This window comes from Sphingobium sp. LB126 (genome assembly GCF_002795205.1).
Classification (GTDB): domain Bacteria; phylum Pseudomonadota; class Alphaproteobacteria; order Sphingomonadales; family Sphingomonadaceae; genus Sphingobium; species Sphingobium chungbukense.
Window position 1 is genome coordinate 771,036 of the sequence record NZ_NETV01000001.1, and the last position, 26,535, is coordinate 797,570.

At 66.1% G+C, this 26,535-nt stretch carries 24 protein-coding genes; 7 read left to right on the plus strand and 17 right to left on the minus strand.

Going from position 1 to position 26,535, the window contains the following annotated elements:
- Nucleotides 1-73 precede the first annotated feature (73 nt).
- Entirely contained in the window at nucleotides 74-1,384 is a 1,311-nt protein-coding gene (locus tag CAF53_RS03690; RefSeq protein ID WP_100237367.1) for an oligosaccharide flippase family protein, read from the plus strand.
- Between the two features lie 106 nt (nucleotides 1,385-1,490).
- On the opposite strand, the gene CAF53_RS03695 is transcribed toward CAF53_RS03690, so the two are convergent.
- The 3 genes from CAF53_RS03695 to CAF53_RS03705 form a co-directional block, all read right to left on the minus strand.
- Nucleotides 1,491-2,390, minus strand: coding sequence for a UTP--glucose-1-phosphate uridylyltransferase (locus CAF53_RS03695; protein ID WP_046764655.1), 900 nt, complete (start codon nucleotides 2,388-2,390; stop codon nucleotides 1,491-1,493).
- Nucleotides 2,391-2,474: 84 nt separating this feature from the next.
- Complete coding sequence (locus tag CAF53_RS03700) at nucleotides 2,475-2,903, minus strand: hypothetical protein (protein WP_046764913.1); 429 nt, start codon at nucleotides 2,901-2,903, stop codon at nucleotides 2,475-2,477.
- Nucleotides 2,904-3,114: 211 nt separating this feature from the next.
- Entirely contained in the window at nucleotides 3,115-3,288 is a 174-nt protein-coding gene (locus tag CAF53_RS03705) for a DUF1674 domain-containing protein (protein ID WP_084733213.1), read from the minus strand.
- An 88-nt stretch (nucleotides 3,289-3,376) separates the two neighbouring features.
- On the opposite strand from CAF53_RS03705, the gene htpX reads away from it, so the two are divergent.
- The 5 genes from htpX to CAF53_RS03730 all read left to right on the plus strand — a co-directional run bounded on the left by htpX (nucleotide 3,377) and on the right by CAF53_RS03730 (nucleotide 8,868).
- Entirely contained in the window at nucleotides 3,377-4,312 is a 936-nt protein-coding gene (htpX, locus tag CAF53_RS03710; RefSeq protein ID WP_046764656.1) for a zinc metalloprotease HtpX, read from the plus strand.
- Nucleotides 4,313-4,487: 175 nt separating this feature from the next.
- Nucleotides 4,488-5,777 (plus strand): transcription antitermination factor NusB, encoded by a 1,290-nt coding sequence (locus CAF53_RS03715; protein ID WP_100237368.1) that lies wholly within the window; start codon nucleotides 4,488-4,490, stop codon nucleotides 5,775-5,777.
- A gap of 66 nt (nucleotides 5,778-5,843) precedes the next feature.
- Nucleotides 5,844-6,329: a hypothetical protein gene (locus CAF53_RS03720; RefSeq protein ID WP_046764658.1), complete on the plus strand. Its 486-nt coding sequence runs from the start codon at nucleotides 5,844-5,846 to the stop codon at nucleotides 6,327-6,329.
- A gap of 101 nt (nucleotides 6,330-6,430) precedes the next feature.
- Nucleotides 6,431-7,093, plus strand: coding sequence for a ribulose-phosphate 3-epimerase (rpe, locus tag CAF53_RS03725; RefSeq protein WP_100237369.1), 663 nt, complete (start codon nucleotides 6,431-6,433; stop codon nucleotides 7,091-7,093).
- A complete protein-coding gene (locus tag CAF53_RS03730) occupies nucleotides 7,090-8,868 on the plus strand; it encodes a heparinase II/III family protein (protein ID WP_100237370.1) in 1,779 nt (592 codons plus the stop codon). The genes rpe and CAF53_RS03730 overlap by 4 nt, the downstream gene beginning before the upstream one ends.
- Nucleotides 8,869-8,896: 28 nt before the next feature.
- Here the strand turns inward: CAF53_RS03730 and CAF53_RS03735 are convergent, their stop codons facing one another.
- From CAF53_RS03735 to CAF53_RS03775, 9 genes are all read right to left on the minus strand, one after another.
- Nucleotides 8,897-9,400, minus strand: a complete 504-nt coding sequence (locus tag CAF53_RS03735) for an asparaginase domain-containing protein (RefSeq protein WP_046764661.1) — start codon at nucleotides 9,398-9,400, stop codon at nucleotides 8,897-8,899.
- 67 nt (nucleotides 9,401-9,467) lie between these two features.
- The gene (locus CAF53_RS03740) at nucleotides 9,468-10,280 is read right to left on the minus strand and encodes a pyrroline-5-carboxylate reductase (protein ID WP_100237371.1); all 813 of its coding nucleotides are present in this window, start codon (nucleotides 10,278-10,280) and stop codon (nucleotides 9,468-9,470) included.
- 10 nt (nucleotides 10,281-10,290) lie between these two features.
- Nucleotides 10,291-10,797, minus strand: a complete 507-nt coding sequence (locus CAF53_RS03745) for a YbjN domain-containing protein (protein ID WP_046764663.1) — start codon at nucleotides 10,795-10,797, stop codon at nucleotides 10,291-10,293.
- 91 nt (nucleotides 10,798-10,888) lie between these two features.
- Nucleotides 10,889-11,179 carry an accessory factor UbiK family protein gene (locus CAF53_RS03750; RefSeq protein WP_100237372.1) on the minus strand — a complete coding sequence of 97 codons (291 nt, stop codon included), beginning with the start codon at nucleotides 11,177-11,179 and terminating at the stop codon, nucleotides 10,889-10,891.
- Nucleotides 11,180-11,225: 46 nt separating this feature from the next.
- A complete protein-coding gene (locus tag CAF53_RS03755; protein WP_046764665.1) occupies nucleotides 11,226-11,774 on the minus strand; it encodes a TspO/MBR family protein in 549 nt (182 codons plus the stop codon).
- A gap of 20 nt (nucleotides 11,775-11,794) precedes the next feature.
- A complete protein-coding gene (locus tag CAF53_RS03760) occupies nucleotides 11,795-14,899 on the minus strand; it encodes an efflux RND transporter permease subunit (RefSeq protein WP_100237373.1) in 3,105 nt (1,034 codons plus the stop codon).
- Nucleotides 14,900-14,909: 10 nt separating this feature from the next.
- The gene (locus CAF53_RS03765) at nucleotides 14,910-15,968 is read right to left on the minus strand and encodes an efflux RND transporter periplasmic adaptor subunit (protein WP_046764666.1); all 1,059 of its coding nucleotides are present in this window, start codon (nucleotides 15,966-15,968) and stop codon (nucleotides 14,910-14,912) included.
- Nucleotides 15,969-16,055: 87 nt separating this feature from the next.
- A complete protein-coding gene (locus CAF53_RS03770) occupies nucleotides 16,056-16,793 on the minus strand; it encodes a TlyA family RNA methyltransferase (protein WP_100237374.1) in 738 nt (245 codons plus the stop codon).
- Entirely contained in the window at nucleotides 16,793-18,820 is a 2,028-nt protein-coding gene (locus CAF53_RS03775) for a protein-disulfide reductase DsbD domain-containing protein (protein ID WP_100237375.1), read from the minus strand. The genes CAF53_RS03770 and CAF53_RS03775 overlap by 1 nt, the downstream gene beginning before the upstream one ends.
- 80 nt (nucleotides 18,821-18,900) lie before the next feature.
- Here CAF53_RS03775 and CAF53_RS03780 point away from each other — a divergent pair, with 80 nt between their 5' ends.
- Nucleotides 18,901-20,577, plus strand: a complete 1,677-nt coding sequence (locus CAF53_RS03780; protein ID WP_100237376.1) for an alkaline phosphatase family protein — start codon at nucleotides 18,901-18,903, stop codon at nucleotides 20,575-20,577.
- An 18-nt stretch (nucleotides 20,578-20,595) separates the two neighbouring features.
- Here CAF53_RS03780 and epsC read toward each other — a convergent pair whose 3' ends face one another.
- The 5 genes from epsC to CAF53_RS03805 form a co-directional block, all read right to left on the minus strand.
- Nucleotides 20,596-21,600, minus strand: a complete 1,005-nt coding sequence (gene epsC, locus CAF53_RS03785; protein WP_046764669.1) for a serine O-acetyltransferase EpsC — start codon at nucleotides 21,598-21,600, stop codon at nucleotides 20,596-20,598.
- Nucleotides 21,601-21,691: 91 nt separating this feature from the next.
- Entirely contained in the window at nucleotides 21,692-23,011 is a 1,320-nt protein-coding gene (locus CAF53_RS03790; RefSeq protein ID WP_046764670.1) for an ATP-binding protein, read from the minus strand.
- Nucleotides 23,008-23,718, minus strand: coding sequence for a response regulator transcription factor (locus CAF53_RS03795; protein ID WP_100237377.1), 711 nt, complete (start codon nucleotides 23,716-23,718; stop codon nucleotides 23,008-23,010). The genes CAF53_RS03790 and CAF53_RS03795 overlap by 4 nt, the downstream gene beginning before the upstream one ends.
- A 186-nt stretch (nucleotides 23,719-23,904) precedes the next feature.
- Nucleotides 23,905-24,738: a TorF family putative porin gene (locus CAF53_RS03800; protein ID WP_100237378.1), complete on the minus strand. Its 834-nt coding sequence runs from the start codon at nucleotides 24,736-24,738 to the stop codon at nucleotides 23,905-23,907.
- A gap of 296 nt (nucleotides 24,739-25,034) precedes the next feature.
- Complete coding sequence (locus CAF53_RS03805) at nucleotides 25,035-26,531, minus strand: SulP family inorganic anion transporter (protein ID WP_046764672.1); 1,497 nt, start codon at nucleotides 26,529-26,531, stop codon at nucleotides 25,035-25,037.
- Nucleotides 26,532-26,535: the final 4 nt, after the last annotated feature.

A 26,535-nucleotide genomic window follows, 5' to 3' on the forward strand; every position in this document is an offset into this window, starting at 1 on the left:
TTGCATCGCCCCCTGACCGATCCTAGATAGGCGCTCGCCGGTCGGTCGGCGCCAGGGAAAGGCCGGAACGTCAGTGGACAGCAAGCGCGGATCGGGTGGCGCTCAGGAAGGCTTCGCTCGTATTCTGGCGAATACCGGATGGCTGCTAGGCGGCAAGGGCGTGGGCGCGGTGCTGAGCCTCGCCTACCTCGCCATCGTGACGCGGACCCTGGGCGTCGCGGATTTCGGCCGGTTCGCGCTGGTGCTGAGCGCCGCCAACGTCATCAAGACGCTGGTGAGCTTCGACAGCTGGCAGATCGTGGTGCGCTATGGCCAGCCGCACCTGGCATCGGGCAATGGCGATGCGCTCAATCGGGTGCTGCGCTTCTGCATCCTGATCGACCTGGGCTCCGCCGCGGCGGGCGGACTGATCGCGGCCTTCATCATCCTCGCCTTCGGATCGCTGATGGACTTGTCGGCCGGCATGGGATGGCAGGCGTGGATATTCTGCATGGTGATGATGATCACCATCCGCTCCAGCCCGACCGGCGTGCTGCGGCTGTTCGACAGATTCGATTCAGGCGCCTTTGCCGAGACGATGATCCCGGTCGGCCGCATGATCGGCGCATTGCTCGCCTGGGTGCTGATGCCCAATGTCACTGGTTTCCTGATCGCCTGGGGCGTGGCCGAACTGCTGTGCGCGGTGAGCTATTGGTGGCTGGCCATCCGGGTCGGCGGCGATAGCTTGGGAGGCTGGCGGGCCGGCAAGGCCATGGACGCGCGGACGGAAAATCCGGGCATCGTCGGTTTCCTGACCGCGACCAATTTGCAGACCACCCTGTCGTCCGTGGGGCAGCAGGTAGCCGTCCTGGTGGTGGGCCTGTTCGTCGGACCGGCGGGCGCGGGCCTATACCGCCTCGCCAACCAGCTCGCCAACTCATTGACCAAGATTTCCAGTCTGCTTTCGCGCAGCATCTTCGTCGAACTGAGCCGCACGCATGGCAGCCACGGCCATGAGGCACTGGGGATGCTGTTCCGCCGTACCAACCGGCTCGCTCTGATCGCGGGCGCGGTGATCATCGTCCTGATCCTGACCATCGGCCATCCCTTGCTGGGGCTGATCGCCGGAAAGGCGTTTCTGCCGGGCTATCCGCTGCTGGTGCTGCTGGGAATTTCGGCTTGCATCGATCTGATCGGCGTGAGCTATCGCCCGCTGCTGATGGCGACCGACCGGGCCACCCTGTCACTGCGCATCACGTTGGTGTCGACCGCGATGCTGCTGGGGATGCAGGCGGCGCTGCTGCCGCTCTACGGTACCATCGGCGCGGCGGCGGCGAATGTCGTCGCCTCCATCATCGGCTTTGCGATGATGGGCCTGGCAAGTCGCCGCGCCATGTCGAGATAAGGCCTTGGAGGTCACCAAGGCGGCCCATGAACCCGGCAAACAGGAACGGTGAACGATCGAACCGTCCTCCGCGCCCAGAAGGCCGTCAATCGGCGCCGCCACCAGTTCAGGCCGCGGCGGCAATCCCGCTGACGCCGAGCTCCGCCAGGGCGAACTGGCGGATATGTTCGCCCATATCCTCGCGATCCAGCGCCAGCGCCAGATTGGCCTCGATATAGCCCGCCTTGGAGCCGCAATCGAAACGCCGTCCGTCGAAGGTCACGCCATGAAAGGGCTGGGTGCCGATCATCGACGCCATGGCGTCGGTCAGCTGGATCTCCCCGCCCGCGCCCTTTTCCTGCGTTTCCAATATCTTCATGACCTCCGGCTGGAGGATGTAGCGGCCCGGCAGGATCAGGTTGGACGGCGCCGTCCCTGGAGCGGGCTTTTCCACCAGCCCCTTGACCTCGGTCAACGCTCCGTCGCGCTTGCCGGGATCGATCACGCCATAGCTCGGCGTCTCGGCCATCGGCACTTCGAGGGCGCAGACCAGATTGCCGCCGACCCTGTCATAAGCCTCGACCATCTGCTTGAGGCATCCCCGCCCCGGCGCGCCCTTCATGAATTCGTCGGGCAGCAGGATGGCGAAGGGTTCATCGCCCACAATATCGCGCGCGCACCAGATGGCATGGCCCAGGCCCAGCGGCTCCTGCTGACGCAGGAACACCGCATTGCCGGGCAGCAGCCGCGTGCCGTCCAGCGCCGACAGGTCCTTGCCCCGCTCGCGCTGGGTGGCCTCGGCCTCGAACGCCATGTCGAAATAATCCTCGATCGCGCCCTTGCCGCGGCCGGTGACGAAGATCATCTGCTCGATCCCCGCTTCCCGCGCCTCGTCCACCGCATATTGGATCAGCGGACGGTCGACGACCGGCAGCAATTCCTTGGGCACCGACTTGGTCGCCGGAAGGAAGCGCGTGCCGAGCCCCGCGACAGGGAAAACGGCTTTGCGAATCGGTTTGTAGGACATCAAGTCTCCATTCTCGCTGGTCGCGCGGACAGGCTTCGGCCTCCGCGCGATAAAGATCAAGCGTGGAAGATGGCTTACCCCGTTTCAGACGGCCAGCAGACGCTGCGCCACCCTTTCGAGGGAGCCGATCTCCACATCGAGTTGTTCAAGCGAAACATGCGTCTGGTTGTTCCGCGCATCGCGGCATGTGAAGCCGCCGGGCGCGGGCTGCTGAAAGCCGCCGATGATAAGCGACCGGAACCGGTCGATCCTCTGCATGTCGCGCTCGATATCCGATATTTCCGTCAATGCGCCGGCATTGCGCCGGTCCCGCATCGACACCATGGTTCGCAGTTCGGTCATCAGCTTCGTCATGCCCGGCCGGGTCCGGGCACCTACGGTCCGCACATCTCCCATGGCTTCCCGCATCATCGCGATCTTCGCCTCCAGGCTCTGCTCCAGCATCGTCCAGGCACAGACCAGACGCCCCACACCGCACAGAAGCGCCGCATCCTCCGGCGCATAATCCGACATCGACCTTATATTGATCTCAGCAACCACGTTCACTTAACCCACGCCCCGATATGTTCTTGCTTTTCCGCTCGGGTCAAACCTGCCCGTTTTGCAACGCGAAAGGCTAGGGGGGCGGAGCCTTGCCGCTCGCACCAGCGGCACAGGCCATCGCCAACTGTGCCCAAACAGCGATGAACCGTTAACCGTCTTTCACCCGATCGGGGCGCGGCTATCAAAAATCGATAGCGATTCCCTTGCGTTCCCAGTCGCCATAGCGAACCGGGCTCAATTCCTCGTCATGAGGGGAAGGCCGGTCGAGCGGGTCGGGCTGCGGCACCGGGGGACTCTTCGAAAGATGCGCGGGCGGCTTCACATGCGCGGGGCGCTTGCCGTTGAAGGTTCCCATCGATCCATCCTTTCGATTGCGGGGACGTCATCATCACCCCATATTCATGGGCGACCCGCTATCTGGGCCGCAAAGGAGGTTTACGCAAGTGAGTGGTGTTCGGACCGTGATGCTGTTGTCGGCGCTGACCGCGCTGTTCATGGCATTGGGCTATACGCTGGGTGGCAGCGGCGGCGCCGTGATCGCGCTGCTGGTGGCGGCCGGCATGAACCTCTTCACCTTCTGGAACGCCGACAGGATCGTGCTGTCCATGCACCATGCGCGGGAAGTCGACGCGACGAGCGCGCCGGAATATTATGGCCTCGTCGCGGAACTGGCCCAGCGCGCCAAGCTCCCCATGCCCCGCGTCTATCTGATCGACGAGCCGCATCCCAACGCCTTCGCCACCGGGCGCGACCCGCGACATGCCGCCGTCGCCGCCACCACCGGGCTGCTCTCCATGCTGAGCCGGGATGAGGTGGCCGGGGTCATGGCACATGAACTGGGCCATGTGCGCAATCGCGACACGCTGATCATGACAATGGTCGCGACCATTGCGGGCGCGATCTCGATGCTCGCCAATTTCGGCCTGTTCTTCCGCGGCGGTCACAACGAAAATGGCAACAGCAACATGGTCGCGACCCTGCTGGCGGTGATCGTCGCCCCCTTCGCCGCGATGATCGTGCAGATGGCGATCAGCCGCACCCGCGAATATGGCGCTGACGCGGCCGGCGCCGAGATCAGCGGCAACCCCCGCGCGCTCGCCTCTGCGCTCGCCAAGATTTCCGGCCGGGCGGAAATGATCCCCAACCCGGTAGCGGAACGCAATCCCGCTGCCGCGCAGCTCTATATCGTGCCGGTGCATGTGAGCGAACTCTTCTCCACCCATCCGGCCACCGAAAAACGCATCGCCGCGCTGGAGGAACTGGCGCAGGATATGGGGGCTCCGGTGATTGCACCAATCGAACGGCGTGCCTCGGCCCTTAGTCCCGCAAAGCCGGCGCCGCGCAAGTCGAGCGCCCTCAATCCCCTCCGCCGCGATTAGCGTGCCTCTGGCCTGTCATTCCAGCGAAAGCCGGGATTTCGGGCGAGAGGACGCGACCTGTCGTCACGGAATCCCAGCTTTCGCCGGGAGGGCGGATGTCGCTGACGTCCGCTCATGGCAACAGCCTTTGCAAACAAACCTTACCTTCCATCCCGTTTTGCCCTAATCGCCGCCCATGCCTCGCCCATCCCGCCCCGAAGACGCCCCCGGCCTCCCCGCCCGCCGCGCGGCCCTGCGCCTGCTCGATGCCGTACTGCGCCGGGGCGATCCGCTGGAACTCGCGCTGCACGGCGCCGCCCAGGGCCTGCCCCCGGCCGACCGCGCCCTGGTCCACGCCATCGCCGCCGAAACACTCCGTCACCTGCCCGATCTCGACGCGCTGATCGACGGCGCCACCCGCCAGCCGCTGCCCCATGATGCCAAGGCGCGCATGGTGCTGCGCATCGCCCTCATCCAGGTCCTCGCGCTCGGCACGGCCCCCCATGCCGCCATCGCCACCGCCCTGCCGCTGGTCGACGGCGGCCCGCGCAAGCTGGTCCATGGCGTGTTCGGCACCCTGACCCGAGCCGATCCAATACTCCCTTCCCCCCCGGCCCTGCCGCCCGAAGTCGCGGCCCGCTGGGCCGGTCAATGGGGGGAGGCCATGACGCAGGCCGCCGCTACGGCCTATGCCCTGCGTCCGCCCGTCGAAGTCACCCTGCGCGATGCCGGCGAAACTACCCGCTGGACCGAAGCGCTGAACGGCCGCAGCTTCGCGCCCGGCCATGTTCGCCTGCCCGAAGGCGCCGCCATCCCCGACCTGCCCGGCTTTGCGGAAGGCGCCTGGTGGGTGCAGGATCTTGCCGCCTCGGTGCCCGCGCGCCTGCTGAGCAAGGGCGAAGGCCGCACCGTTCTTGACCTCTGCGCCGCCCCCGGCGGCAAGACGATGCAGCTGGCCGCTTCGGACTGGCACGTCACCGCCGTCGACCAATCGAAAAAACGCCTTGAACGGCTGAGCGAGAACCTCGCCCGCACCGGCCTCTCCGCCGAGGTCGTGCAGGCCGACCTGCGCACCTGGACGCCGGAGGCCCCGGCCGACGCCATCCTGCTCGACGCCCCCTGCACCGCCACCGGCATCTACCGCCGCCATCCCGACGTGCTCCACCGCATCGGCCCGCGCCAGATCGCGGAGCTGGCCGAACTCCAGGCCGAACTCCTCGCCCGCGCCGTCCAGTGGCTGAAACCGTGCGGCGTTCTGATCTACGCCACCTGCTCGCTCGAACGCGCCGAGGGCGAGGAACAGATCGCGCAGTTTCTGAGCAGCCACACCGATTTCACGCCCCATCCGGCCGACCCCGCGGAATTGCCCGAAGGGATTGCGCCGACGGCGCAGGGCTGGGTGCGCACCTTGCCCGATACGCTGAAGGAACAGGGCGGCACGGACGGCTTTTTCGTTGCGCGGCTCAGGCGATCCACTAAGGCTTAACCACCGCGTCTTATGCTGCGATCCGGCCGTTCTTCATCATCCGAGCTGCTCTAGGAAAGACCCGCTTTGCGCCCGACCGAGCCCTTGCCCCTGAACCATAGCTGGCCGCTCTACGCGCTGCGCGAGCATCTGGCGCCGGTCATGCTGGACGATCGGCTGGCCCGCGACGATGAAGCGCTGGCGGAACGGGGTCTGGGCCTGTGGCACTGCAATCTGGCCGACGACACCCTCAGCTGGACCGACGGCGTTTACGATATTTTCGGGCTGGAGCGGGGCATGGTCGTGCCCCGTCCCCTCGCCGTCTCGCTCTATGCGCCTGACAGTTGTGCCGCGATGGAGCAGTTACGGGCCTATGCCATCCGCCATCGGCGCGGCTTCACGCTGGACGTCGATATCCGCCCCGCGGAGGGCGGCGAATGCACCATGCGCCTGATCGCCGCCCCTATAATGGAGGAAAATCAGGTCATTGCGCTGCATGGCGTCAAGCAGTTCCTGCCCAGGGGTGCGGGGCCTTCCAAGGGACTCGATCCCACACTGTTCATCCTGTCCTGAAACAGTTTTCCACAACCGCCAAGGCTTGTGGCCAAAAGCCTGTGGATAGCGAGAATCGGGCGTTGCCCTTAACCACGGCCAAGGCTAAGGCCGAAGGTCAAATGACCAGCCCGATCCTTATCTCGCCCTCCGTCCTGTCCGCCGATTTCGCCCGCTTGGGCGAGGAGGTCCGCGCCATCGACGAAGCGGGCGCCGACTGGATCCACATCGACGTGATGGACGGCCATTTCGTGCCCAACATCACCATCGGCCCCGGCGTGGTGAAGGCACTGCGCCCCCACACGAAGAAACCGTTCGACGTCCACTTGATGATCTCCCCGGTGGACCTCTATCTGAATGCCTTTGCGGAGGCGGGCGCCGACATCATCACCGTCCATCCGGAGGCCGGTCCCCATATCCACCGCTCCATCCAGCATATCAAGTCGCTGAACGTGCAGGCAGGCGTGGTGCTGAACCCCGGCACTCCGGCGAAGATGCTGGATTACCTCATCGACGAGGTCGACCTGATCCTGGTGATGAGCGTCAACCCCGGTTTCGGCGGCCAGAGCTTCATCACCAACCAGCTCCGCAAGATCGAGGCGATCCGGAAGATGATCGACAAGTCGGGCCGTGACATTCGCTTGCAAGTCGACGGCGGCATCGATTTCAAGACCGCACCGCTCGCGATCGAGGCGGGCGCGGACGTGCTGGTGGCGGGCACCGCGACCTTCCGCGGCGGCCCGTCCGCCTATGCCGACAATATCCGGACGCTGCGCGGCGGGTGAGCGAGCGTCGCCGCCTTTCCCCCCAATCCGTCCCGCCCGATTCTTTCGGGAACGAGGCCGACCAGCCGGATGACGGGATCGAACAGGGCAAGCGGCTCATCCGCGTCGCGGATGACAAGGGGCTTTCGCTGGCCCAGCGCATCGCCAACCGCTTCTACCTGCTGAGCTGGAAAACGCCGATCCACGGCCGCCGCCTCAAGGGCAAATATCCGCTCAAGCTGCTTGCCGTCCCCGACGATGAAATTCCCGGCAATGCCCATGCGGGCCAGGCGATCCGTGCCGGTTATTTCCTGTTCCGCGGACTGAAGCAGCCGCTCGGCAAGCTGGATTTCGCCAATCTCGGCCTGCCCCCCGCCTTCACCGACTATCTGCACGGCTTCCACTGGCTGCGCGACCTTGCCACCGTCGCCACCCGCGAACAGGCTGCCCCGCTGGCCGAAGGGGTGATGCGCAAATGGCTCGACGCCCATGCCGACACACCCAGCGAACCCGCCTGGCGCGCCGACAATGCCGGCTGGCGACTGCTCTTCTGGTCGGCCCACGCGCCGCTGATCCTGTCGTCCAGCGATCTCGTCTACCGATCGCTGGTGCTGAACTGCATCGCGCGCACCGCCCGCCATCTCGATCGCGGCGCGGACAAGGCGCATATCGGCCTGCCCCGGCTTGTCGCCTGGGGCGGCATCGTCGCGGCCTCCATGCTGCTGCCCGGTGGCGCGGCGCGCAAGCTGTTCGGCGAAGCGGGCCTGAAACGCGCGCTCGACGGCGGCCTCCATGCCGATGGCGGCATCATCTCCCGCTCGCCGCTGGACCAGTTGGACACGATCATGCTGCTGACCATGATCGCTGCGGTCTACGAAGTGCGTCGTGAACAGGTGCCGCCTTTCCTCAAGGACGCGCTCGGCAAGGCGGTTCCCGCGCTGCTGGGCCTCGTCCATGGCGACGGCGGCCTTGGCAACTGGCAGGGCGCGGGTGCGATCGATCCCGCGACCATCGAAGCCGTGATCCGCGCCAGCCGGGTGCGCGCCCGCCCGCTACGGCAGGCCAATGGCTGGGGCTATCAGCGGCTTGCGGCCAGCGGCACGGTGGTCCAAATCGACGCCGCTCCGCCGCCGGTCGCCCAACTGGCCGATGCGGGCTGCGCATCGACCGGCGCGATCGAGATCAGCGACGGCCCGCAACGGCTCGTCATCAATTGCGGCGGCGCCGCGCTGGAAGGCGCCTGGATTAACCGCGACCTGGCGCAGGGCCTGCGCACCACCGCCGCGCACAGCACACTGGTACTCGACGACAGCAATTCCACCGCGCTGCTGCCCGACGGCACGCTGGGCAAGGGCGTGACCGAAGTCGAGATCGACCGGCAGGAAAGCGAAAGCGGCAGCCGCCTCGATTTGAGCCATGACGGCTATGTCCGCCGCATGGGCTATGTCCACCGCCGCCTGCTGCTGATGAGCAGCGACGGCAAGGAAATCCGGGGGGAGGACATGCTGACCCCCGCCGCACGCCGCCGAAAGCCGGTCAAGCTCCCGGTTCAGCTCCGCTTCCACCTCGCCCCCGGGGTCGAACCGACGCCGACGGCGGACGGCATGGGCGCGCTGCTGCGCATCGACACGGGCGCGACCTGGCAATTTCGCGCCAACGCCGGGAAGCTCGCCATCGAGGAAAGCCTGTGGGTGGACGCCGAAGGCCGCCCCCACGGCACGCGCCAACTGGCCGTCACCACCGAAGCCCTGCCCGGCGGCTCCACCATCGGCTGGCTGTTCAAGAAAGTCGGCTAAGCCTCCTGCTCGCGCGCTCCAGCGGAAATCACTCCTCCACCGGAACGAACGCCCCCTTCGCCCTGTCCTTCACCACCTTGTCGGCCCGAAAGACCGAGCCGCTCATCGTGATATAGACCCCCGGTTCCGCCAGCTGGACCGTGGCGAAGGCCATGCCGAGGTTGAAGCTGGCGTCGCTCTCGCCAAAGCGCGCAGGGGCCAGGGCCCCGACCAGCACGATCCTCTTGCCCGCTATGGTGGCGAGCAGCTTTGCCGTTTCCGTCATCGTGTCGGTGCCATGGGTGATGATGACATGGCTTTCCGGCGCGGCGATCACACGGTCGCGGATGAGCGCCCGGTCGGCATCGTCCAGTTCCAGACTGTCCTTGCGCACGACTTCCTCGATGCGGAAAGGCCGCTTGACCCGGGCGATGTCCAGCAGCTTCGCCATCACCGTCTCACCGACCTGATAGTCCGACAGCGCGTCGAAATAGATCTTGTCGATGGTCCCGCCGGTGGTGAGCAGGAGGATGGGCGTTTCAGGGGGCAGCATGGGGAGGCTCCAAGAGGGATCAGCCGTCCCTTTAGAGGATTTCCCTCTCGGCGTGAACCGGCGAGGCTTATCCGCCCCTGGCCATTTCCTCGCCCCGGTCGCGAGCGGCGGCGAGCGTGTCGGTCAGCAGCTTCAGCAGCCGTTCGTCGGCATCCAGCACGTTCAGCCCCTGCCGCGTCATACCGCCGGGACTGGCCACCCGGTCCGCGAGGATGGCGGGACTTTCGCTGGCACGGGCCGCCATGCTGGCCGATCCGCGCACCGTGGCAAGCGCCATGCGCACCGACTGGTCGGCGGGCAGTCCCAGCGCCTCGCCCGCACGGGCGAAGGCGTCGATGAAGCGGAACAGGAAGGCCGGCCCGCAGCCCGACAGCGCCGTGACCTCGTTGAACTGCCCTTCGTCAGCGATCCATTCGGCCAGGCCCAAAGGCGCGATGAAGGCCTCCACGGCCCCGCGCGAGGCAGCGGGAAGCGCGGCGTCGGCGTGGAGCGCGGTGACGCCCTCCCCTATGCCCACGGGCAGGTTGGGCATGGCGCGGACGATCTCGCCCGCTTGCGCGAAACGAGCGCGCAATTCGGCAAGCCGCGTCCCCGCGAGGATCGAGACGATGCGCGTATCGCCCCCGCAAAGCGGCGCGAGCGATGCGGCCACATCGCCGAGTTGATAAGGCTTCATGCCAAGCAGCACGGTCGTCCTTGCGGGCAAGGCGGAAGGATAGTCCGTGACCACCTGCACCCCCTCGGCCACCGGCTTGCCACTGGGGCGCAGCACCGTGACGCGGGCGGGATCAAGCCCGCAGGCGAGCCAGCGGGCCAGCATCTGCCCCGCCATATTGCCACAGCCGACAAGGAAGAGATGATCGGGCCAGATTGGGGTCATGAACGGGTACTCAGGCTTCGCCGCGGGTTTCGATCAAGCTGGCGGAAATGGCTTCGGTCGGGGACTTGCCACCCCACAGCACGAACTGGAACACCGGGTAGAAGCGCTCGCACTCGTCGATCGCGGTTTCGATCAGGATCTGCGCCTGGTCGAGCGTCAGCGTGCCGCCGGCGCCCAGCAACGCGCCATGACGGAAGAGGATGATGCCGCTCGACGACCAGAGTTCGAAATGGCCGAGCCAGAGTTGCTCGTTGATCAGCCCCAGCGTTTCGTAGATCGCCGGGCGCTTGTCCTCGTTCACCCTGATGTCGGGCAGGGCAAGCAGCTGGAGGACCTGATCCTCGTCACGCCAGATACCGCGCAGTTCATATTGTGCCCAGGACCCCTGGGTGCTGGCGACGATTTCGTCCTCGCCCACCTGATCGAAGCTCCAGCCATGCGCCTCGAAATAGGCGGCCAGCATGTCGATCGGCGCGGCTTCCTGACCGCCATTTTCAAATTCGTCGCTGTCCATCATTTGCGGGCCTTAGAGCATTTTCGACGGCGTGGGAAACCGGGCGCCACGGAAAATGCGTGGACAACTTCGCTTGGAGCGTCGGACCGGACGCCTATTCCGCGTCCTTGCCCTTGGCGCGGACCGTCTTCGTGACGGGTTGGGGCGCCTTGCCCTCCAGCGCGTCGAGGCGGGCCTTCAGCACTTCCACCTCTTCGCGGGCGGCGGCGGCCAGAGCCTTGACCGCATCGAATTCGTCGCGGCTGACGAAATCCATGCCGCCGATCCACTGCTTGGCCTTTTCGCGGGCATTGGTTTCAAACTCGCGGCTCATGCCCGCGACCGTTCCGGCCGCGCCGTTCACCAGCTTGGCCAGGTCGTCGAAAAAGCGGTTTTCGCTCTGCATGATGCTTCGTCCTTCCGTGCAGCGCCCCGGCAGGGACGCACAAAAATCATATCTGGGTCTGGAATGCGGGTTTGCCAAGGCTTTCCGCGTCCGGATTAAGGCGGCCGATCTCATAGTTGAGGTAGGATGCAAAGGCCAGCCAGCACAGATAAGGCAGCAACAAAAGGCCCGCGATGCGCCGGACACGCCAGAACAGCGCGATCGTGACCGCCACCAGCGCGAACAGGATCAGGATCAGCACCAGCGCCTGGTCCACCTGATGCGCGCGGAAGAAAAGCGGCGACCAGAGCAGGTTCAGCACCAACTGCACAAGAAAGACGCCGATGGCGATCCCCCGACCCGTCGCCCCACGGGCATGCAGGACGATCGCCAGCGCCAGCGCCATGAGGATATAGAGGATCGTCCAGGCCAGCCCGAAGGCCCAGCCAGGCGGGATGATGTCCGGCTTGGCCAGCGCCGCGAACCAGCGATTGCCATAGCCACTATTGGCTAGCTTGCCGGAAAGAAAGCCAAGGAAAACAATCGCTGGCACAGTAACCAGCGCCCAGCGCGCATAGGCGAGACGTAATTGACCCGGAGACGCAATCTCGTTCATCGGCAACGAAGCTCCACGATTTACTCGGCGGCTTCGGGCGAATCCTTCAAGGCCGAGTCAAGCCGCCGACTGACGGTTTGCGGTGAAACGGTTCGTCCCGCAACCCGTGAATAGAAGATCGGGATCAGGAACAGCGTGATAAGGGTCGCCAGGCTGACGCCGAATACCACCACCACGCCGATCGAATGGCGCGACGCGGCCCCCGCCCCGCCGCGGATGACCAGCGGCACGGCGCCGATCACCGTGGCGATCGACGTCATCAGGATCGGGCGCAGGCGACGGGTGGCGGCCTGACGGATCGCCTGCCCGATCTCCAACCCCTCGTCGCGGAGCTGGTTGGCGAATTCGACGATCAATATGCCGTTCTTGGCGGCCAGGCCGACCAGCATGACGATGCCGATCTGGCTGTAGAGATTGATCGACCCGCCCGTCAGCGCCAGCCCGATCACACCCCCCGCCACCGCCAGCGGAACCGTGGCGATGATGACGCCGGGATGGATGAAGCTTTCGAACTGCGCCGCCAGCAGCAGATAGACGATCAGGATGGTGAGGCCGAAGACCAGCCAGATCGATCCGCCGGTTTCCCGCAGCGACTGGCTTTCGCCGCGATAGCCGACGGCCAGAATTTCGGGCGACTGGCGGGCCTGATCCTCCAGGAAATTGAGCGCTTCACCCAGCGAATAGCCCGGCGCGAGGGCCGCCGTCAGCGTGATCGCGCGCAGTTTGTTGTAACGGTTGAGCTGGCGCGGCCCAGCCACTTCGCGCACGGTGACGACGGCGGACAGCGGCACCAGCGCGCCGGTGCGGCTGCGCACGTTGATGCGCTCCAGGTCCGCCTGCGTCTGGCGCCCCTCCTTCTCCGCCTGCACCAGCACGCGATACTCCTCGCCCCGGTCGACATAGGTGGTGACGCGGCGGGAACCGAGCAGCGTCTGCAAGGCCTGGCTGATGTCGCTGGCGGACACGCCAAGGTCGCCCGCGCGCTGCTGGTCCACCTCGACCCGCATCTGCGGCTTGGTTTCCTTATAGTCGGAATCGAGGTTGATGAGGCCGGGATTGGCCGCGGCGGCCGCCATGATGCGATCGCGGGCAGCCACCAGCCCTTCATAGGTCGACCCGGCCAGCACCAGGTTGACCGGCAGGCCGCGTCCCCGGCCCAGTCCCGAGCGCGGCGCGACATTGCCGCGTACGCCCGGCTGGTTGGCGATCACCTTGTTGATCGTGTCGGCCACCTGCGCCGTGGTGATCGAGCGGTCTTCCCATGGGCGCAGGAAGGCGATGATGTTGCCGCCGTTGAAATCGTCGCCTCCCCCGAAACCGGCGGGCGCGCGGACGTTCAGCACCTGGAGCGTACCCTTGTCGCGCAGCGGCTGAAGATCGGCCTCGATCTTCTGCATATAGACCTTCATCCGGTCGAAGCCGGTGCCTTCGGGGGCCGACACCTGGCCGTCGATCACGCCGGTGTCTTCCGCCGGGGCAAGTTCGGTCGGCAGCGTCATGAACAGGGCGCCCGCCCCTGCAAGGAACAGGGCGACGACGGCAAGAGCGAGTGCAGGCCCTTTCAGCGCCCGGTCGAGCAGGCGCGAATAGGACGCTTCCAGCCGCTGGAACCGATCGTCGATCCAGCGCGACAGGCGCGAGCGTTCCGAATGGCGCAGCAGCTTCGAACAGAGCATCGGCGCAAGGCTCAACGAAATGAAGCCGGAAAAGGCGATGGCGGCGATCATCGATATGGCGAGTTCGCGGAACAGCAGCCCCGTCTGCCCGGCGAGGAACATGACCGGCACGAACACCGCGCAGACCACCAGCGTGGTCGAGATGATCGCAAAGCCCACCTGCCGCGTGCCGAGATAGGCGGCGAGCAGCGGGTCCTCCCCCTGTTCGATGCGGTGATAGACATTTTCCAGCACGACGATGGCGTCGTCCACCACCAGCCCGATCGCCAGCACGAAGGCCAGAAGCGTCAGCAGATTGATCGACAGGCCCAGCAGCCACATCACCGCGCAGGTCGCCAGCAGGCAGATCGGCACGGTGATCGAGGGGATGATCGTCGCCCGCATCGACCCCAGGAACAGGAAGATCACCAGCACCACCAGCACGGCGGCCTCGGCTAGCGTGTCGTAGACATTGTCGATGGCGCGGCTGATGAACAGGGATTCGTCGGAGCCGATATTGACCTTCATCCCCTCGGGCAGGGTCTGACGCAGTTCCGCGATCAGCGCCTTGGCCTTTTCCGCGACATCCAGCGTGTTGGCGCCGGACTGACGGATGATGCCGACGCCGACGCCCGTCACCGCGTTGGACCGGAAGGTGGTGTAGGGATTTTCGGCCCCCTCCTCGATCCGTGCGACATCGCCCAGCTTCACCTGATAGCCGTCCGCGCCGCGCCCGACGACGAGCCCGGCAAATTGTTCAGGCGTCGAGAAGGCCCGCTCGACGCGCAACGTCTGGTTCTGATCCTTCGATTCGAAGCGTCCGGCGGGCAGTTCCACATTCTGCGCGCGCAGGGCGCTTTCGATGTCGCCCGGCGTGATGCCGAAGGCGGCGAGCTTTTCCGCGTTCAGCCAGATACGGGTCGAGGGCCGCTCGTCGCCGCCGCCGGTGACGCGGGCGACGCCGTCGATCGCGGAGAAGCGGTCGAGCACGTTGCGGTCGAGATAATCCGCGATCTGCGTCGGGGTCCAGCCGGGCTTGGTGAAGACGATGAACAGGATCGCCCGCGCATCGGCATCGACCTTGCGGATTTCCGGGGCGAGCGCATCCTCCGGCAGATCCTCCACCACCGCGCCCACCCGGTCGCGCACATCATTGGCGGCGGAATCGATGTCGCGCGACGGATCGAACTCGATGCTGATCGACGAAACGCCGTCGCGCGAAGTGGAGGTGATGTTCTGGATGCCCTGGACCCCCGCGACGCCATCCTCGATGATCTGGGTGATGCGGGTTTCCACCACTGACGCCGCCGCGCCGGTATAGCTGGTCTCGACCGACACGATCGGCGGATCGGTGTCGGGATATTCGCGCACCGACAGGCTCATATAGCCGACGATGCCGATGATGCAGAGCAGCACGGCGACGACCGCCGCGAAGACCGGACGGCGGACGGAAAGGTCGGACAGTTGCATCGCCCGCGTCCTAGCCGGCGGCCCGGTCGGCGCTGGCGCTCTTCGCCTCGGGCTTGTCGCCGGGCAGGCGGACGGGCACGCCGTCGGTCAGCTTGACGACGCCTTCGGTGACGACGGTCTGGCCGGGCTTCACCCCGCCCCGTATCTCGACCAATCCGTTCTGGCGAATGCCGGTATCGACCTTCGTCCTTTTGGCCTTGCCTTCCTCGACCACGAAGACGAAGCGTTCTTCGCCGTCGCCCACCACGGCGAGTTCAGGAACGGCGAGCGACTGGCGCTCCCTGGCGATCACATTGACGGTCAACAACATGCCCGGTTTCAGCGCGCGGTCGGGATTAGGCAGGATCGCCCGCACCCGGACCGCGCGGGTGGCGGGATCGATCACCGGATCGATGGTCGCGATCGTGCCGGTGAAGGGCCTTTCCGGCCAGGCGGCGGAAACCGCCCGGATCGGCTGCCCTTCGCGGATCATCGACAGCCGGGTTTCAGGGACGGTGAAGTCCAACTTGATCCGCGAAATGTCGCTGACCGTGGCAATCGGCGTCCCCGCCGTCACGATCGCGCCGGGCGATACGGTGCGCAGGCTGAGCCAGCCGGCAAAGGGCGCGCGGATCACCCGGTCGCCGATCGAGGCGCGGGCCTGCTGCGCGCTGGCCCGCGCGGAATGAGCCAGCGCAACCTGGCTGTCGAGACTGGCGGCGGTGGCAAAGCCGCGCGCCTTCAACGCCTGGATGCGCTCCAGCTGTTGCTGCGCCTGCAACGCCTGCGCCTGCGCGGCAGCGAGTTCGGCCTTTTCCTGCCCTGCCGCGAGCGTCGCGATCACCTGTCCCCGGCTGACATAGCCGCCGTCGCTGAAATTGAGGGTCGTGATGCGCTCCGTCACCGGGGCAGAGAGTATCACCTGCTCGTTGGCGAAGGCGGTGCCCACCGCGTCCAGATTGTCGGTGAAGGTTTCCGGCGCGATCGGCGCGGCCTCGACCAGCGCTGCTGGGCGGGCCTTCTTTTCCTTGCCGCCTCCGCAGGCGGAGAGGGTGGACGCGATCAGGATCAGGATGAGGGAGGTGCGCATGGGAAAGGGCTAACGGGCCTTGGCAAGCGACTCAAATGGGCATTTGTCGCAAATTGTCACTATTGGGGCGAAACGAACGCCGCGGCATTATCCGCCAAATATTGCGAACAGGAGAAACTCCACATTGCCCTGCGGCCCCGTGATCGGACTGGGGATGATGCCCTCCACCCGCCAGCCCTTCGAAACCGCCCAGTCGCGCGCTTCGTTGCACACCCGCTCATGGATGGCGGGATCGCGCACGACGCCGCCCTTCCCCACTTCCTCGCGCCCGGCCTCGAACTGGGGCTTGATCAGCGCGATCAGACGCGCGCCGGGACGGGCGAAGCTCAAGGGACGGTCCAGCACCTTGGCCAGCGAGATGAAGCTGGCGTCGCACACGATGACATCCACAGGCTCCGGAATGTGATCGGCGGTCAGGATGCGGGCACTGGTCTGTTCATGGACGATGACGCGGGAATCGGACCGCAGCTTCCAGGCAAGTTGGTTGGTGCCGCTGTCGACCGCATAGACCCGCGCCGCGCCGTTCGTCAGCAGCACGTCGGTAAAGCCGCCGGTCGAGCTCCCGACATCGATCGCCACCACGCCGGTCACGTCGATCTGGAATGTCTCCAGCGCATGGGCGAGCTTGATGCCGCCGCGCGACACCCAAGGATGGTCGCGACCCTTGACTTCCAGTTCGGCATCGGCGGCGACCTGCTGGCCGGCCTTGTCGATCTTCCTGTCGCCCAGGAAGACGAGTCCAGCGAGGATCAGCGCCTGCGCGCGGGCGCGGCTCTCGGCAAGACCGCTGTCGACAAGCAGTTGATCGGCGCGGACCTTGGCCATCAGGACGGGAGAGCCGTCAGTGTGGCGGGGGTCAGTATCTGGGGCAATATCTGCGCGCCCTTGCCGGGAGCGTACCAAAGATACAGCGGCACGCCCGACCGCCCCTGCCCTTCGAGGAAGCGGGTGATGGCCGGGTCCGCATTGGTCCAGTCGCCGACCATCACCGTGACGCCTGCCTTGTCGAACGCGGCACGGGTTTCGCTGCGGTCGATGGCCGCGGCTTCATTGGCCTTGCAAGTCAGGCACCAGTCGGCGGTGAAATAAAGGAATACCGGCTTGTTGGCGGCGCGCAGGCTGGTCAGGCGGGCTTCGTCGAAGGGGATGGTACCGTCGGTTCCGGACGCGGCGGCAGGCGCATGGGCGGGCAAAAGCGCCGCCGTCGCCCCCAGCAAGGCAAGCGCCATGACGGCAACGATCATGCCACCGCGCTTGCCCCGATGCTGTCGACTGCCGAGCCACCAGAGCAGCAGCGCAAGGAGGAGCGACGCGCCGAGCCCCAGCGTCATGGCGGACACGCCCCGCTGCTGGCCCAGCAGCCAGGCAAGGCCCAGCGCAGTCAGGAACATCGGCACCGACAGGATCTTCTGCACCCGGCCCATCCATGCGCCCGGTCGGGGCAGGCCCGTCCTGAGCGCGGGCACGAAGGCCAGAGCCAGGAAGGGCAGCGCCAGGCCAAGGCCAAGGCCCGCGAAAACCGCCAGCGCCGCGGCCAGCGGCAACACCAGCGCCGCGCCCATGGCCGCACCCATGAACGGCCCGGTGCAGGGCGTGGCAACGAACGCCACCAGCACGCCGGTCCAGAAGGCGCCCGCAAGGCCGCCCTTCCCCGCCAGCTTCCCGCCCCCGCCATAGGCGCCAAGTTCGAACAGTCCGGCGAGGTTGAAGGCGATCGCCGTCACCAGCAGCAACAGGCCAAGGATGATGCGCGGGTCCTGCAACTGGAATGCCCAGCCGACCGCCGCCCCCGCCGCGCGTAAACCCAGCAGCAGGCCGCCCAGCGCAAGGCAGGTCAGGATGATACCCAGGCTGTAGGCCAGCGCTTCGCGGCGAACGACATGCTCGTCCCCGCCCGCCTTGGCGAGTTTCATCGCCTTGAGGCCCAGGATCGGGAAGACGCAGGGCATGATGTTGAGCAGCAGGCCGCCCAGCACCGCGCCGCCCAAAGCTATCAGCACGGTGCGAAGCGTGCCCGATCGGGCCGCCGGAACGTCGCCGGGCCTGGCCGTGAGCAGGAAGCCGACATGATCGCCGGTCCGCAGCACCGCCTGCACCGGACCGGGTTTCAGGCCCTGACCCGCCTCGGTCTCTATCAGCAGATGGTCGCCTTCGCGGGACACGCTCTGCGGCGCGGCATAGCGGGCAAGGCCATCGGCCAGCGGAAACAGATGCACGTCACGGGCATCGGCCCCCGCCGGAAAGGGAATGGCGAGGCGCAGCCGCCCATCGACAAGGGCGTAGCGCGCCTCGCTGCCCAGCGGCCGGGGCAGATGGCCGCGCCAGCCGTCGAACTGCGCCCGCCGCGAAGGCAGGATCGCGCCATCTCCCGCCGTCAGGTCCAGCGTCAGTTCCGCGCCTTCGGGCACGCAGACCTTGTCGGTGCAGGCCAGCCAGTCGGCGCGCACCCTGATCGGCAGCGGCGTGCCCGCCGGGACATCCGGCGCGACGGTCAGCTTCGCCAATATCCCATAGGGACCTTCATAGACATGGTTCATGAGGCCGGAAATCAGCAGCGTTTCCGGCACCGGATAGCGCAGCGCACCGACGCTCACGCCCCTGGGCAGCATCCATTTGACCGTCATACCCAGGCCCGCATCGCCCGGATTTTCCCAATAGCCGTGCCAGCCCGGCTCGGGCGTCATGGAAAAGGCGATGGTCGTGCCCTGCCCTGGCTGCGGCGTCGCGCTTTCCCCGATCAGTTCCGCCGCGATATGGGGCACGCCCCGGCCGAAGGCGCCCTGCTGCGCCCGTACCGCATTCGGCGCGAGCAACAAAAAGACTGTCATCAGAAGGACATGAAAAAACCGCATCGGGCCTCTGTTCCGGTGGATGCAAGGGGGCTAGGTCCCGTTGCATCTGCCGTCAAGGCATCAGAAGGTATCTTCACCCCATGTTGAAAAAAGTCGCTGCCGCCCTCCTCCTCGCCGGTTCGGTCCCCGCACTGGCCCAGAGCCCGACAACAGTTCCGGCGACAGCCCCGGCGGGAGCGCCGGCTTTGGCAACGGCGCCCAAACTGATCGTCGCCATCTCCGTCGACCAGTTCTCCGCCGACCTGTTCAGCGAATATCGGCAATATTATACGGGCGGCCTCAAGCGGCTGACCGAACAGGGCGTGGTCTTCCCGCGCGGCTATCAGAGCCATGCCGCGACCGAGACCTGCCCCGGCCACAGCACGATCCTGACCGGCAGCCGCCCATCACGCACCGGCATCATCGCGAACAGCTGGTTCGACCTTGGCGCCGCCCGCGCCGACAAGTCGGTCTATTGCGCGGAGGACGAGACCCAGCCAGGCTCCAGCAGCGACAATTATGTCGCCTCCCCGATACATCTGAAGGTGCCGACATTGGGCGGGCGCATGAAGATCGCCAATCCCGCCACCCGCGTCGTGTCGATCGCGGGCAAGGACCGCGCCGCCATCATGATGGGCGGGCCGACCGCCGATCAGGTCTGGTGGCTCGGCGGGCCGAAGGGCTATGTCAGCTACAAGGGCGTGGCGGTGCCGCCGCTGGTGGCGAAGGTGAACGAGGCCATGGCGCGGCGGCTGGCGGAAGCCAATCCCGGCTTCGAACTGCCACCGCAATGCGCGGCGAAGGATTTTCCCGTGAAGGCCGGGGACAAGACCGTCGGCACCGGCCGCTTCGCGCGTGAGGGGGGCGATTACAAGGGCTTCCGCATCTCGCCCGAACAGGATGCGATGACGCTGGCCTTCGCCGCCGCCGCGATCGAGGCCATGGCGCTGGGCAAACAGGCGCAGACCGACATCATCTCCATCGGCCTCTCCGCCACCGACTATATCGGTCATACTTATGGCACGGAGGGAACGGAAAGCTGCATCCAGGTCGACCGGCTCGACCGCGAACTGGGCGCCTTCTTCGACCGGCTGGACAAGGACGGGACCGACTATGTCGTCCTACTGACCGCCGACCATGGCGGCCATGACCTGCCCGAACGGCACCGCCTGAACGCCATGCCGATGGAGCAGCGCGTCGACACGGCGCTCACGCCCAAAGCGCTGTCGGCCGTCATTGCGGAGAAGACCGGCATCGCGGGCAAGACGCTGATCTGGGGCGACGGCCCCGCGGGCGACCTGTATTTCGACCGTGGCCTGACGGCGGCCGAACGAGCCAAGGTGGAAGCGGCGACGCTCGCCCTGCTGCGCGCCCATCCCCAGGTGCAGACCGTCTTCACCAAGGCGGAGATCGCCGCCACCCCATCCCCTTCCGGCCCGCCGGAAAGCTGGTCGCTGATCCAGGAGGCTCGCGCCAGCTTCGATCCGCAACGATCGGGCGATCTCCTGCTGCTGCTGAAACCGCGCGTCATGTCGATCCCGGAAAGCGCGGTGATGGGCAATGTCGCCACCCATGGCAGCCCCTGGGACACCGACCGCCGCGTGCCGATCCTGTTCTGGCGCAAGGGCCTCACCCATTTCGAACAGCCGCTGGGCATCGAAACGGTCGACATCATGCCGACGCTGGCGGCGCTGATCAAATTGCCGGTGCCGAAGGATCAGATCGACGGACGCTGCCTCGACCTGATCGCAGGTGACGGGGATAGCTGCGCCAACTGAGAAACCCGACCAACTGCGTCAGATATTCTCCGCGATCCCGTCGCGTCCTTCGTCCAGCAGCGCATGGACGCGATGGGGCGCGGAGACTTCGACCCGGCTCGTCACTTCATAATGCGCCTTGGCTTGGCGGACATTGCTGTCGGCGGGCACACTGTCGGTCAGCCAGACATTGCCGCCGATCACCGACCGGCTGCCGATGATGATGCGGCCCAATATCGTCGCGCCGGCATAGATCACCACATCGTCCTCGATGATCGGATGGCGCGCCAACGCCTTTTCCAGCCGGCCTTTCTCATCCGCCGGAAAGCTGCGCGCGCCCAATGTCACACCCTGATAGATGCGCACGCGGTCGCCGACGATCGCCGTCTCCCCGATCACGACGCCGGTGCCATGGTCGATGAAGAAGCTGTGGCCGATCTTCGCGCCCGGATGGATGTCGATCCCCGTGATGCCATGCGCGATTTCGGAGATGATCCGCGCCACCAGCGGTGCGCCGAGCTGATGGAGCCGATGCGCCAGGCGATGATGGGTGATCGCCATCATCGAAGGATAGCAGATCAGCACCTCGTCCACGCTGCGCGCGGCCGGATCGCCCAGGAAGGCCGCATCCACATCGCTGTCCAGCAGTTCGCGCAAGCCCGGCAGGCTCTGCGCGAAGGCGCCGATGATACGCGTCGCCTCCCTGTCCACGGCTTCGATCGCATCGTCCTTCATCGCATAGATGAGTTCGAGCCTGATCTGCCCGTACAGGCGGCTGAGCACCGTCTGCAATGTCTGGGCGACATAGGCGTCCTCATTATGCACACGCACGAAACTGGGACCGAGGCGCAGCGGAAACAGCGCGCCGCACAGCGCGGCCATGATCTTGGTCAGGGTGGCGCGGGAGGGGAAGCCCTCCGCCCCATATTCGGCATGATGATCCTGCGCCTGCCGCCAGCGCCGCCGCACGGCGCCCAGTTCGGCCGCCAGCCGATCGATATCCCAATAACCCTGGGCGATTTCCCTTTCGCCTTCTGCCGTCATATGTGCCTCTTTTAATATAGGCTCCCCGCATAGCGCGGCATGACGCCGCGCGGTAAATGAGTTTTGCTTGGGGGCAGGCAGATTCCTTTTGTCAGCGGTTCGGCGCATGCCCCGGCAGATGCAGGCAGATTTCCGCGCGCAGCCCGCCTTCGGGCCGGTTGGCGAGGATCAGTTGCCCACCCTCCAGTTCGACCGCGCGCGCCACGATGGCAAGACCCAGGCCAAGGCCGCGCGTATTGCGCTGCCGCGCACCGTCCAGCCGGACGAAGGGCTTCAGCACCTCCTCCAGCTTGTCGCGCGGGATGCCCGGCCCCTCATCGTCGACCCGGATCAGCACTTCACGCGCGGTCCGCTCCAGCGTGACCCGCGCGCGGCCGCCATAATGCAGGGCGTTCTCTATGAGATTGACGACGGCCCGCCGCAGCGAAAGCGACCGGACCGCCATTTCCAGATGATCCGGCCCGGCATAGTCGACATCCTTGCCGTGATCCTGAAAGGCGTCGACCACCGTCGCCACCAGCACCGCCAGATCGGTGCGCACCGGCGGCTCGCCATTTTTCTCCCCCCCCAGGAAGGCGAGCAGGGAATCGATCATCTCCCCCATTTCGGTGAGGTCGCCCTCCATCGCCTCCCGCCCCTCATTCTCGGGAAGATTGTCCAGCCGCAGCCGCAACCGGGCCAGCGGAGTGCGCAGGTCGTGGCCGACGGCGGCCAGCATCTCGGTCCGTTCGGTGATCAGGCCATGGATCCGCGTCTGCATGGCATTGAACGCACGGATGAGATTGCGCACGTCGTTGGAGCCACCCTCCTCCACCATGACCTCGTCGGACAGGCCGATGCGCTCGGTCGCCCGCGTCAGATCGCGCAACGGCGCCAGCGTGCGCCGAATCATCAGGCCGCCGACGATCAGCAGCGCCAGCACCGGGATCATCGCCAATCCCATGCGACCGATGGTGAAGGTCCATTTGCCCCCGCTATGCCGCATGCCGAAATAGAGCCAGCTTCCGTCCGCCAGCCTCAGGCCGCCATTGATTTCCGACACGCGCCCCGGCGAGGCGAGGCGCAGCCAGAGGCCCGACTGTTCCAGCGTCGGTTCCCAGTTGATGATCTGGCGCCGCATGCGTTCCAGCCCCGGCGCCAGCGGCGGCGGCGGCGGCGAGGACGGCGTCCAATGGACATCGTAGCGATCGGTGGTCAGTTGCAACGCCAATGCGTGCCGATCGTCCGCCGGTTGTTCGGTCAGCAGCTTCCGGGCGATGACCAGATGCTCGGCCAGGCGGCGCGCCTCGTCATCCTGTAACGAAAGATGGTTGGCCCGCTCGTTGAGGAAGATGCCGACCGCGAATTCCAGCGTCAGGGTCAGCAGCAGGATCGCGAATATCTGCCCGACCAGGCTGACATGCCGTCTCAAGCGCGGCTGACCTCCGCATTGAACATATAGCCGACGCCGCGGACGGTCGTGATCGGCGCCGCGCCCTTTTCCGTCGATAGCTTGCGGCGCAGGCGGCTGACCAGCACGTCGATGCTGCGGTCGGAACTGTCGCCCATGCGCGTGCGGGACAGTTCGATCAACCGTTCGCGGGCGATGACGCGCTGCGGGTGGCTGAGGAAGCTGCCCAGCAGGTCGAACTCCGCGCCGGTCAGGTCGACGATCGCGCCGGTCGGCGAACGCAGTTCCCGGCGGGGGAAATTGACGATCCAGCCATCGAAGCGGGCTTCATTCTCACGATGTTCGTCCGGCCCGCGCTCCACGCCGACGCGGCGCAATATGGCGCGGATGCGGGCGATCAACTCGCGCGTGCCGAAGGGTTTGGGGAGGTAATCGTCTGCGCCCAGTTCCAGCCCGACGATGCGGTCCGTCTCGCTGCCCTTGGCGCTGATGAAGATGATGGGAACGTCGCTCTTCCGTCGGATCTGGCGGCAAAGGTCGATACCGTTGGTGCCGGGCAGCATCACGTCGAGAACGACGAGGTCGACCGGCCCGGCATCGAAAGCCACCCACATTTCCGGGCCGGAGGAAGCCGGTCTGACCTGATAGCCATGTTCCTGCAACGCCCGCGCGGTCAACGTGCGCAGCGGCGGGTCGTCCTCCACCAGGATGATCGTCGGGGCGGTCATGCCGAAAGGCACAGAATTTTGCACATGGGGAGCGAGATAGGTCCCGCCGGGCGGAGGGTCAACCGGGCGTTGCCGCAGCAACAGGGCGCGGGAAGCCCAGCAACAATTTGTCACGTCCGGGACAAGCGCCCGTCCCGGCACAGCAATTTTTGTCATGCCGGGCCCCGCGGCCCGGCATGCATCGCGTCAGAAGGCGGCCGAAAGAGAGAAGACCACCCGGCTCCGCGCGATCGACGAACCATTGTCCAGGTCCGAGAAGTTCGGACGGATATAGTTTTCCTCGACCCGCGCGATGTCGGTGTCGACATAGGCCACGCCCAGGGTCAGCGGCGTGCCGGGGATAGCGACGTCCGCGCCCACCAGCCAGTCGAGATATTTCCCGGTCGGCGCGAGCGACGTGCCGTTCGGGCCAAGGCCGCTATTGCCGTTCGACCAGCCCAGATGCGCCTTCAGCGTGACCGGGGTGTTCGGCACGGCACCGCTGATGTCGCCCCAGACGTAGAAATTGTCTTCCTTGTCGCCCGGATTGAAGACCGTGCATGCCGCATCGCTGCACCATTTCCCCAGCGCCTGCTGCTTGGGCGCATAGGCGACGCCGATCAGGCCCTTGACCGGTCCCAGTTCGCTCGACAGCTTCACATAGGGTTCGGCAAAGTCGGTCTTGTTGGCGCCCGACGGATACATGTACCAGGTCAGGCCCACGTCCAGCGTCGCGCTGCCCAGCGGAACCGCATAACCGGCGAACAGGTCCAGTTCCATGTTCGACCCACCGAACGTTCCCCAGCCGGCGAGGTTGGAACCCCAGGTGCCGGCATAAAGGCCGCTTTCGTGGGTAAGGGTGACGCCGCCCTGCACGGCCATGCCCTTGTCGGACTGCGACACGCCACGGAAACGGTAGTCGGACACCAACGCAACGCTGCCGGAAACGGTGACGGGGCCTGCGGGCTTTTCCTGGGCAAAGGCCGGAGCGCTGGAGAGCAGCGCAAGCGCGGCACAGGCAATCTGATACTTCATGAACATTCCCCTTTTACGTAAGAATGTTCCGTCCTGCGTCCGCTCCGTCCGAAGATCTTTTTTCTCTTCGTCTTCGATACCGGCGGATCGAAAGCAGATTATGGTCACGCCGCGGATTGGGGAAACGGCTTTTTCGCAGATGCGAAAGGAAATGAGCGCACTGTGTTGTAGGCAACACGATTATTGTCTTGCGTCGTTCCAAATGTTTCCAATCTGTTTCTATTCGGAAACTTAACGCAAAACCGCCGCATCACTGGGAGATGATGCGGCGGTTCCTTTATCGCCCGACGAGGGGGATGGTATCAGGCGACGAGGTGACGCATGCGGCCGGTGGCGCCGAACAGTTCGACCTCTCCGCCCGTACCCCGGCGGCGGTCGACCCATTCGCGGACCATTTCCGCGCAGGTGTGGTCGATATGGCCGAGACGCTCGACGTTGAGGATGACCAGCCGACCGGCCGGCACCGATTCCAGCCTGGCCGAAAGCTTCGGCAAGTTGAGGAAGGTGGCGGTGCCGTGCAGCGCCACTTCATGCGCATCGTCCCGGCTCTCCTCCTCCAGGCCCAGTCGCAGGCGGCGGGCATGGGGCAGCATTTCGAGCAAGGACAGGCCGATGCCGACCAGCACGCCGGTCAGGAGGTCGGTCGCCACGACACAGACCAGCGTCGCCGCCCACACCACCGCCGGCAGCGGACCATAGCGGTGGAGAAGATGCTTCACATGGTCGACGCTGACGAGGCGGATGCCGGTGACGACCAGGATGCCCGCCAGCGCCGCCATCGGGATTTCGCGCAGCAACCAGGGCAGCAGGGCGACGAAGCCCAATATCCAGACGCCGTGCAGGATCGTCGACAGACGCGTCTTCGCGCCGGCCTGCACATTGGCCGAACTGCGCACGATCACGCCGGTCATGGGCAGAGCGCCCGCGACGCCGCAGAGCAGGTTGCCCACGCCCTGCGCGCTCAGTTCCCGGTTGTAGTTGGTGCGCACACCGTCATGCATGCGGTCGACCGCCGCCGCCGACAGCAGCGTCTCCGCGCTGGCGATGAAGGCGATGGCAATGGCGGTGGTGATGACCGTAGGGTTCAACAGCTGCGCAAGCAGCCCCTGTTCCGGCAGCGAAATGGCGGAGACGATCGATTCCGGTACGACGACGCGAGCCACGGGAAGGCTGAGGGCAAAGGCCACCAGCGTCGCCAGCACCACGCCCACCAGCGCGCCGGGCACCAGCTTCAGCGAAGCGGGACGGAATTTCTCCCAGCCCAGCATGCCGCCGATGGTGACGAGGCCGACGGCGAAGGCCGTTGCCGCATCCTGATTGCTGAGACCGAAAAGCTGGCCCGGCATCGCCACCAGATTGGCAAGGCCGCTCGACAGCGGCTTGTCGTCGAACAGCACATGGAACTGGCCCACGACGATCAGCACGCCGATGCCCGCCAGCATCCCATGCACCACCGCGGGCGAGATCGCGCGGAACCAGCCGCCGACCCGCAACAGCCCCGCCACCACCTGGATGGCGCCGGCCAGGATCAGGATCGGACCCAGGGCGGAAAGCCCCTGTTTCTGGACGATTTCGAAGACGATGACTGCCAGGCCCGCCGCCGGACCGCTGACCTGCAAGGGCGAACCCGCCAGCACGCCGACGATCAGGCCGCCAATCATGCCGGTGATCAGGCCCTTTTCCGGCGGCACGCCGGACGCGATGGCAATGCCCATGCACAGCGGCATCGCCACCAGGAAGACGACGATGGAGGCCGTGAAGTCGCGGCTGAAAGTGCCGCCGGAAAGCGCCTTGATCATCGGC